We start from the raw sequence: 2,463 nt of genomic DNA on the forward strand, positions 1-2,463 counted from the left end.
GGGCCACCCGGCCGGCCGCGGGCACCGTCCCCGCGCCCCCGCTCGTGCCCGCACCACGGACCGTGACGGTGGCCGAGTCGCCGAGCGGGCCCGGCGTCCCGCCGGCCACGGACGTGCAGGTCCCGCCAACTCCCCCCACTCACAAGGCGACAGCTGAAACCTGAACCACGGAAAAATCACGGACACCTCTGAACGCCCCGTTCCGCAGGGCCGTATGGGGAGGGACACGGAGTCGCGTCTCCCCTGCCCGGAAGGCTCTCCTCCCCAACACAGGAGAGCCTTCTTCGGAACGATCCAGAGGGAATCCATGAAAAAGATGACTCACAGGCGCTCTGGCTTGCTGAACAGAACGACAGCCGCGGCCGCGGCACTGCTCCTCGGGGGCGGCGGACTGGTCGCGGCCAATGTCTACGCAAGCGCCGGAACGTCGAAGGACCGCGGCGGTACCACCCGCGACGCACCAGCCCGAGCGGACACCGTCTCCACCATCGCCTGCCCGGAGGTCGCGGACCGGCTGGTGGAAGTGCCGGACTCCGCCCGCGCGGAGGTGGACCGCAACCTCGCGCTGCTCGACTCGCAGGTGGCGGACGCCTACAAGCGGCTCAACTCCTCGCAGCGGGCCATCCAGAACGACCCCAACTTCGTCAACAACGCCATTCTGGGCCCGCTCAGGTCCAAGCGGGCCGCCACCATCGACCGGATCGCCATCTCCATCGGCAGAGCCGCCGAGCGCCCGCGCAACCTCGACCCCATGGCGGACTGCGAGGTCCGTGACGACGTGGCGGCCCCCGCACCCGACGAAGGCGAGGGCCAGGGCGACAACCAGGGCCAGGGTGGCGGCGGCGACCAGGGCCAGGACCAGGGCCAGGGTGGCGGCGACCAGGGCGGCAACCAGGGTCAGGGAGACGGCCAGGGTGAGGGCGAAGGGGACAACGGCGGCGGTCAGCCCGCCGGCCCGTCCCCCGAGGACTTCGTGGACATCACCACCGTCCAGCCCAACGTGTCCGAGCCGCGCAACCGCCGCAACGCCTCCACCGGCACCTTCACCACCGAGTGCGGAACCAACGAGAACGGCCTCTTCAACTCGGACAACGTGATCGTCGCCCCGGGCGTGAGCAACGGCGCCCACCACATGCACGACTACGTGGGCAACCAGGGCAACAACGGCTTCGCCAGCGACGAGGACCTCGCCAACGCCCGCACCACGTGCGTGAACCAGGAGGACCAGTCGTCCTACTTCTGGCCCGTGCTGCGCCTGCAGAACGGTCAGGACGAGCAGGACGCCAACGAGCCCGGCGGCGGCCAGGACGGCAACGTCGGCGAGATCCAGCAGCCCTCCAGCGTCACCCTCTCCTTCGAGGGCAACCCGCGCGGCAAGGTGACCGCCATGCCGCGCTTCCTGCGCATCATCACCGGCGACGCCAAGGCCTTCACCAACGGACCGGACAACGCCAACGCGTCGTGGAGCTGCACCGGGTTCGAGGACCGGCAGCTGAAGGACAGGTACCCGATCTGCCCCGAGGGCAGCGAGGTCGTCCGCACGTTCCGCTTCCAGAGCTGCTGGGACGGTGAGAACATCGACAGCGCCAACCACCGCACCCACGTGGCCTTCGCCGACAGGAAGGGGCGCTGCGGCAACGGTTTCAGGGCCATCCCGCAGATGGTCCAGCGCGTCACCTACGACATCCCGCCGGGCCCGGGCTTCGCGGTCGACTCCTTCCCGGAGCAGCTGCACAAGCCGATCACCGACCACGGCGACTTCATCAACGTGATGTCGGAAGGCCTGATGAACAAGGCGGTGGACTGCATCAACAGTGGTCAGAACTGCACCAACTGACCGGCCCCGGAAGGCAGGTTCATCGATGCGACTCCGCGTCCGCACAGCAGCCGCCGCGGCGGCGGTGACCGGCGTGCTCCTGCTCACCGGATGCGGTGCGCAGGACACCACCGAGCCCACCGGCTCCGCCTCGAAACGGGCCGCGGCCCCCGACAAGCCGGCCACGGCGACGGGCACGTTGGAGCAGCTCGCCGCGAAGACGGACTGCGAGGTCAACGTGGAGATCGACGCCGACGAACTCCGCCGCGGCATGTGCACCACCGAGCAGGGACGGTTCGTGCTGGCCACCTTCGCCACCAGCAAGGGCCAGCAGTCATGGCTGCACGAGGCGAAGCCGTACGGCGGCACGTACCTCGTCGGCGAGCGCTGGGTCGCCGTGGGCGAGCCGAAGGTGCTCGGCTCCGTCCGCGGACGGCTGGGAGGGGAGGTGGAAGAAGGCGAGTCGCACACCGGCGGCGCCGGCTCCGAAGGGGACGGCGGTTCCTCCGGTGGCGGCAAGCACCAGCACCAGCACCACGGCAGCTGACCCCGCGGGGGCCCCGACCGCCTTCCCCAGGGCCCCCGCACCGACGTCGGCGGCACCGACCCTCCCGCGCACCGGGCTCCCCCGGTCCGGGACGGCCCGA

Annotated in this window: 2 protein-coding genes; both read left to right on the forward strand. The window is 70.5% G+C overall.

The features are described from left to right. Positions 1 to 307 precede the first annotated feature (307 nt). Positions 308 to 1,837: a DUF1996 domain-containing protein gene (locus ACYVE9_RS22970; RefSeq protein WP_461029796.1), complete on the forward strand. Its 1,530-nt coding sequence runs from the start codon at positions 308 to 310 to the stop codon at positions 1,835 to 1,837. Positions 1,838 to 1,862: 25 nt separating this feature from the next. Continuing rightward, positions 1,863 to 2,363, forward strand: coding sequence for a hypothetical protein (locus ACYVE9_RS22975; RefSeq protein WP_461029797.1), 501 nt, complete (start codon positions 1,863 to 1,865; stop codon positions 2,361 to 2,363). Positions 2,364 to 2,463: the final 100 nt, after the last annotated feature.

The sequence above is a fragment of the Streptomyces sparsus genome (genome assembly GCF_054776295.1).